This window comes from Nocardia cyriacigeorgica NBRC 100375, from assembly GCF_000308555.1.
GTDB classification, from domain to species: domain Bacteria; phylum Actinomycetota; class Actinomycetes; order Mycobacteriales; family Mycobacteriaceae; genus Nocardia; species Nocardia cyriacigeorgica.
Window position 1 is genome coordinate 1 of record NZ_BAFY01000113.1, and the last position, 6265, is coordinate 6265.

Below are 6265 nucleotides of genomic sequence, written 5' to 3' on the forward strand. Positions count from 1 at the left end.
GTCCGGCGGTTGCTTTCGGGCAGCCGTCGGGGGTGTTCGATGCTCTGCCGGGTGCCCGACGCCAAACCTCATCCGGCCAGGGGTGCAGTCATGGTCGGGCGTCACGAGGAAGGCGAAACGAAGCGCTGTGGCAGCAGGCTGTGGCATCTTGTGGCGCTCCCTCGAGCCCCGTCAACGAGAGAGCTGATGAATCTGAATATCGCCGTGCTGGTTCCGTGGATCTTGGCTCCTGCTCTCGTCCTCGCGGTGGCCTGGTACGCGGTGCGGGCGGTACGGGAGCAGAAGACCCGCGCCGACGCGCTGGAGCGAGACCTCGGCATCCGCGAAGAGATCCTGGAGCGGTTCGCCACCACCACGCTGCCGTCGCTGACCGAATCCGTGCGCAGGCATGAGCAGCCCGCGGGCATCGTCGAAGTCCCCGAGGGTCTGGAGGATTCGCGATTCGCCCAGATCATGCGCTGGGTATCGGAACGCATCGCCGAGGACATGCGCGGAATCCAGACCGAGACCAGGGACACCGCGGTCCGCGAGGCCGAGGAGCAGACCCACCGCGCGATCACCGCGGCCGAGGCGAGCGTGCGCGCCGAAGAGGCCGCCAAGCGCGAGAAGGCCGAAACGGCCGCCCGTGAGGCCACCAGTGCCGCGGTGCGCTCGTTCGGCACCTCGGTGGTCAGCCTCGGCGCCGACGTGAGCCAGGTGGTCAGCGCCGCGCTGCGCGAACACCGCGACGACGACGTCTACGAAACCCTCATCCGCATCGACCACACCGTGCAGCAGATGATCCGCCAGGCGCAGTCCTACGTGATCGTCTGCGGTGGCCTGCCCGGCCGCCGCTGGCCCGCGCAGTCGCTGACCGACGTGGTCGGCGGCGCGATCGGCCGCGTGCGCGACTTCCTGCGGGTGCGTTCGGGTCAGCTGGACCGGGTGGTGATCAGCCGTTCGGTGGAACCGCTGGTGCACACCCTGGCCGCATTGATCGACAACGCGCTGCGCTACTCCCCGCCCACCTCCTATGTCGACGTGAGCTTCCAGGAAGGCCATCACGGCGTCACCGTGATCGTCGACGACGCCGGTGTGCGGATGAACGCCGAGCAGATGGAAGAGGCAAGGCAGGTGCTCGCGCACGAGCGCTCGGTCGACATCCACCAGCTCGGACCCGCCCCCAAGGTCGGCTTCCCCGGCATCGCGGCCCTGGCCCGCCGGTACGGCTTCACCGTCTACATCGACGGGCCCAACGCCTACGGCGGTATGCGCGCCATGGTGTACATCCCCGAATCCCTGCTGGTCAGCCCGCATGCACCGCAGGCGGGCGAGTCCGCGCCGGTCGCCGGGGGCCCGTCGTCGGCGCCGACCGCGCTGCCCTCGGGTCCGGCCGCCGCTGTGCTGCACGGGGAATCGGCGCCCGCCGGTGCTCGGATCAGGGAATCCGCGCCGCTGGCCGCCGTCACCAGCATGCCCGCCGCCACCACCGGGCAGTCGCCTGCCGTGCGTTCGACCACTCTCGGATCGGCCGCGGGGAGCGGCACGACCGAGTCGCCGATGCGTTCCACATTGACGGGGGGCAATGCGATGACCGGGCTGTCCGACGTTCCGGACACCGACGACCGGCCCACGATGACCGACGTCACCACCGGTGGTCTGCCCAAGCGCCGCCGCCGGGCCGTCGCGGTGGTGCCCCCGGTCGCCGCGCACAGTTCGAACACCGAACCGGGCAAGCCCCGGCCCGAGATCGCCGCCGCTTGGCAGAGCGGCTCCAAGAGCGGCCGCGCTGCCGCAACCGACGACACCGAAGGGATGACATCCTGATGGGCTCACCGAGAACTGTTGTCACCGACAGCACCAACAAGCTCGGCTGGTTACTCGAGGACCTCGAGATTCCCGGCGTCCGCTTCGCGGTCCTGCTGTCCGACGACGGGCTGCGGATCGCGCACTCCAGCGGAGTCGCCAAGGACGACGCGGAGCGTTTCGCCGCGGCGGCGTCGGGTCTGCGTTCACTCGGCAAGGCGCTCGGTGAGTTCTGCGGCGGCACCGGCAACGGCGTGCGGCAGAACATGACCGAGTACGACCAGGGGATGATCCTCATCACCGCGGCCGGCGAGGGCGCCCTGCTCGGGGTGTCCACCACCACCGACATCGACGTGGGCCTCATCGCGCACCGGATGAACGAGCTGGCCGACCGCGTCGGCCACGAACTCGGCAGCCAGCCGCGCGGGAGCGTTGACGGCGGCGAAATGTCATGAGCGGGCCGCGGCGTGATCCCGACCTGGTCCGCGCCTACGTGCGGACCAGGGGACGCTCGCGTCCGACGCGTGAATTGGACCTGGTCACCCTCGTCGTCGCCGTGCAGAAACCGGGGCCGGGAACGAGCCCGGACGCACGGCGAGTGGCCGAGGTCTGTGCCCGTGGTGCGCTGTCGATCGCCGAGATAGCCGCCTACCTGGACCTTCCGCCCTCGGTGGTCAAGATCCTCGCCGCCGACCTCCTCGACACCGAACATCTCGCCATACCCACACCGGCCGAATCACTGCCGGAGATAGCTTTGCTCCAGGAGGTTCTCAATGGGCTCCGTGCTCTCCCGGCCTGACCGCACCGTCGACTACGTGCCGGAGACCGTGACCCGATCGGTGAAACTGCTCGTCGCCGGGAATTTCGGCGTCGGCAAGACCACCTTCGTCAGCAGTGTTTCCGAGATCAAGCCGCTTCGCACGGAGGAAACCATCACCCAGGCCAGCGTCGGCATCGACGACATGGCCGGTCTGCCCGGCAAGCTGCAGACCACGGTGGCGATGGATTTCGGGCGCATCACGCTCAATCCCGAACTGGCCCTGTACCTGTTCGGCACGCCGGGTCAGCAGCGGTTCGTGCCGCTGTGGGAAGAGCTGGCCCGTGGTGCGCTCGGCGCGCTGGTCCTGGTCGACACCCGCCGGATCGAGAAGTCCGACGAGGTGTTGTCGGTACTCGAGGAACGCGGTGTGCCGTACGCGGTGGGCGTCAACGAGTTCGAAGGCGCCAATCGTTTCCCGCTCGCCGAGATCCGGGACGCGCTCGACCTCACCCCGGACACGCCTCTGACCGCTCTGGACGCACGTGACCGAGGCACGTGCCTGCGCTCGTTGATCATGCTCGTCGAATTCCTGTTCCATCGACTGGAGTCTCGTCTTTGACAACCCATAACCCCGTCACCGCAGCGCGCGCACCGTTGAGCGGTTGCCCTGTCGCGCACGGATCCCCGATCGATTCCGATGGCCCCCGGGTCTCGCTGTACACCGAGGAGTTCTCCGACGATCCGCACCGCGCCTACCGGGAAATGCGCAAGCGTTTCGGTTCGCTGGTGCCGATCGATCTGGCTCCCGATGTGCCCGCGACCCTGGTGATCGGCTATCAGGAGGCGGTGCGGATCCTCAACGATCCCGACCACTTCCCGGCCGACCCGCGCACCTGGCAGACGAGCATTCCGCCGGATTCGCCGGTCAAGCCGATGATGGAGTGGTATCCCAACGCCCTGCGCAACAGCGGCACGGCGCATGCGCGGTACCGGGAGGCCTACGTCGCCGGGATCGACAGGATCGATCTGAACGCGCTCAACAGCACGGTGGAGAAGATCGCCATCCCGTTGATCAACACCTTCTGTGAGAAGGGCTCGGCGGATCTGGTCACCGAGTACGCGTTTCCGCTGGTGTTCGAGGTGCTGAACCGGTTGGTCGGTTGCTCACCGGAATTGGGCCAGCGGGTGGCCAGCGGGATGGCCGCGCTGTTCGACACCGTCAACGCCGAATGGGGAATGAACTACCTCAGCGAAGCGTTGATGGAACTCATCCAGCTCAAGCGGTCCCAGCCCGGCGACGACGTCACCTCGGTGCTGGTGTCGCATCCGGCGAACCTCGACGATGAGGAGCTGCTGTCCAATCTGATCAGCTTCTACGGCGCCGGACTCGAACCGCAGCAGAACCTGATCCTCAACACCCTGCTGCTGATGCTCACCGACGATCGGTTCGGCGGCGACATGCTCGGCGGTAGCCTGTCGACCCGCGACGCGCTCGACGAGGTGCTGTTCAACGACCCGCCGATGGCGAATTTCTGCACCACCTATCCGCGTCAGCCGATCCTGATCGACAACGCCTGGCTGCCCGCGCATCAGCCGGTGCTGATCAGCCTGGCCGGCTGCAATACCGATCCGGCGATCCGCGGTGGTGAGCTGGCAGGCAATCGCTCGCATCTGGCGTGGAGCATCGGACCGCACGCCTGCCCCGCGCAGTCGGTGGCGCTGGTGGTGGTGCAGGAGGCCATCGACCAGCTGCTGGATGCGCTGCCGGAGATGGAGCTGGCCGAACCGCCGGAGGAATTGACCTGGCGCCCAGGGCCTTTCCACCGGGCGCTGACCGCGCTGCCCGTGGTCTTCCCCGAATCCCCACCATTGAACATAGGTTAAGGATTTCTGTGATGGAGCGCGAAACGATCGTCCTGGACATGGCGGGAGCCGATACCCACGGCGAGGCCGTCCGGCTTCGCGAGCGTGGGCCCGCGGCGCTGGTGGAGCTGCCGAACGGGGTGCCCGCGTGGTCGGTGACCGACGCTGCCGCGCTGAAGAGCCTGCTGGCCGATCCGCGGGTGTCCAAGGATCCTCGTCAGCATTGGACGGCGTTCATCAACGGCGAGATCACCCAGGAGTGGCCGCTGTTCCCGTGGATCGCCGTTGACAACATGTTCACCGCCTACGGCACCGAGCATCGGCGACTGCGCAGGCTGGTGGCGCGGGCGTTCACCGCGCGCCGCACCGCCGCGCTGCGTCCGCGCATCGAGCAGATCACCACCGAGCTGCTGGACGCGCTCGCGGCGATGCCCGCCGGTGCGGTGGTGGACCTGCGGGCGCATTACGCCTACCCGGTGCCGATCCGGGTCATCACCGAGATGCTCGGCGTGCCCGAGGCGCTGAACGCGGGCCTGCGCACCTGCGTGGACCGGTATTTCGACACCACGATCAGCCAAGAAGCGGCGGGTGCCAACTACGTCGAGATGTACGGGCTGGTCACCGAATTGGTCACCTATCGCCGGGTGAATCCCGGCGACGACCTGACCAGCGCGCTGATCGCCGCACGCGATGAGGAAGACGGCTCGCAGCTGACCGAGAAGGAACTGGTCGACACGCTGATGCTGGTCATCAACGCCGGTCACGAGACCACGGTCAACCTGCTCGACCAAGCCATCGTCGCGCTGCTGACCCATCCTGAGCAGCGTGCGGCGGTGGAATCGGGCCGGGTGTCGTGGACCGAAGTCGTCGAGGAGACATTGCGGTTCGAGGCGCCTGTCGCGCATCTGCCGCTGCGCTACGCCGTGGACGACATCGAACTCGAGGGCGGGGTGCGCATCGCCAAGGGCGAGGCGATCCTGGCCTCGTATGCCGCGGCCAGCCGCGACCCGAAGGTCCACGGCGACAGCGCCGACGTCTTCGATCTGGACCGGAAGAACAAGGATCATCTCGCCTTCGGCTACGGCGCACACCACTGCCTGGGGTCGCCGCTGGCGCGGATGGAGGGCGAACTCGCCCTGCCCGCGTTGTTCGCCCGGTTCCCCGGCCTGCGACTCGCGGTCGACCCATCCGAATTGCAACCGGTGGTCAGCTTCGTCTCCAACGGCCATCAGCACCTACCGGTTTATCTGAGCGCGGAGCGGTAACAAGTTTCTTGATGAGTCTCAACTGGGCAACGCACCATTCGAACGCGTCCACCGGTTCGTGCCCGGTTCGGCACGTATCGCCCCATGATGCCGATGGGCCGCGGGTTTCGCTGTATTCGGCGGAATTCGCGGCCGACCCGCACAGCGCGTATCGGGAGATGCGCGAACGCTTCGGGCCGCTGGTCCCGGTGGAGCTGTCCCCGGGCATTCACGCGACGCTGGTGATCGGTTACCACACGGCCGTGCGGATTCTCAATGATCCCGAGCATTTCCCGGCAGATCCGCGCATGTGGCAGAAGGACATTCCGCTCGATTGCCCGGTGCTGCCGATGCTGGAATTCCGGACCACGGCGCTGCGCACCACCGGCGCCGAGCATCTGCGGTACCGCTCGGCCAACACCTGGGCACTGAATCAGGTCGATCTGCACGGTCTGCATGCCACCGTTGCGCGGATCGCGGTGTCGCTGATCAACTCGTTCTGCGAGGACGGCAACGTCGATCTGATCGGCCAGTACGCCGTCCCGCTGACGTTCGCGGTGCTCAACGAGCTGCTGGGCTGCCCGCCCGATATCGGTCAGCGGGTGGCCACCGG

At 67.5% G+C, this 6265-nt stretch carries 7 protein-coding genes; all 7 read left to right on the plus strand.

What is annotated here, in order from left to right:
* The first annotated feature begins 186 nt into the window (after positions 1 to 186).
* Complete coding sequence (locus RJ05_RS10415; protein ID WP_036536186.1) at positions 187 to 1806, plus strand: ATP-binding protein; 1620 nt, start codon at positions 187 to 189, stop codon at positions 1804 to 1806.
* On the plus strand, positions 1806 to 2240 hold the full coding sequence (locus tag RJ05_RS10420) for a roadblock/LC7 domain-containing protein (protein WP_036536188.1): 435 nt from the start codon (positions 1806 to 1808) through the stop codon (positions 2238 to 2240). The genes RJ05_RS10415 and RJ05_RS10420 overlap by 1 nt, the downstream gene beginning before the upstream one ends.
* Positions 2237 to 2584: a DUF742 domain-containing protein gene (locus tag RJ05_RS10425; protein ID WP_036536190.1), complete on the plus strand. Its 348-nt coding sequence runs from the start codon at positions 2237 to 2239 to the stop codon at positions 2582 to 2584. Before RJ05_RS10420 ends, RJ05_RS10425 begins: the two co-directional genes overlap by 4 nt.
* Positions 2559 to 3164 carry a GTP-binding protein gene (locus tag RJ05_RS10430; RefSeq protein WP_036536192.1) on the plus strand — a complete coding sequence of 202 codons (606 nt, stop codon included), beginning with the start codon at positions 2559 to 2561 and terminating at the stop codon, positions 3162 to 3164. The genes RJ05_RS10425 and RJ05_RS10430 overlap by 26 nt, the downstream gene beginning before the upstream one ends.
* Positions 3161 to 4429 (plus strand): cytochrome P450 family protein, encoded by a 1269-nt coding sequence (locus tag RJ05_RS10435; protein WP_036536196.1) that lies wholly within the window; start codon positions 3161 to 3163, stop codon positions 4427 to 4429. The genes RJ05_RS10430 and RJ05_RS10435 overlap by 4 nt, the downstream gene beginning before the upstream one ends.
* 11 nt (positions 4430 to 4440) lie before the next feature.
* Positions 4441 to 5673, plus strand: a complete 1233-nt coding sequence (locus RJ05_RS10440; protein ID WP_036536198.1) for a cytochrome P450 family protein — start codon at positions 4441 to 4443, stop codon at positions 5671 to 5673.
* A 158-nt stretch (positions 5674 to 5831) separates the two neighbouring features.
* On the plus strand, positions 5832 to 6265 hold a 434-nt coding region (locus tag RJ05_RS10445), incomplete at its 3' end, for a cytochrome P450 family protein (protein ID WP_217998999.1).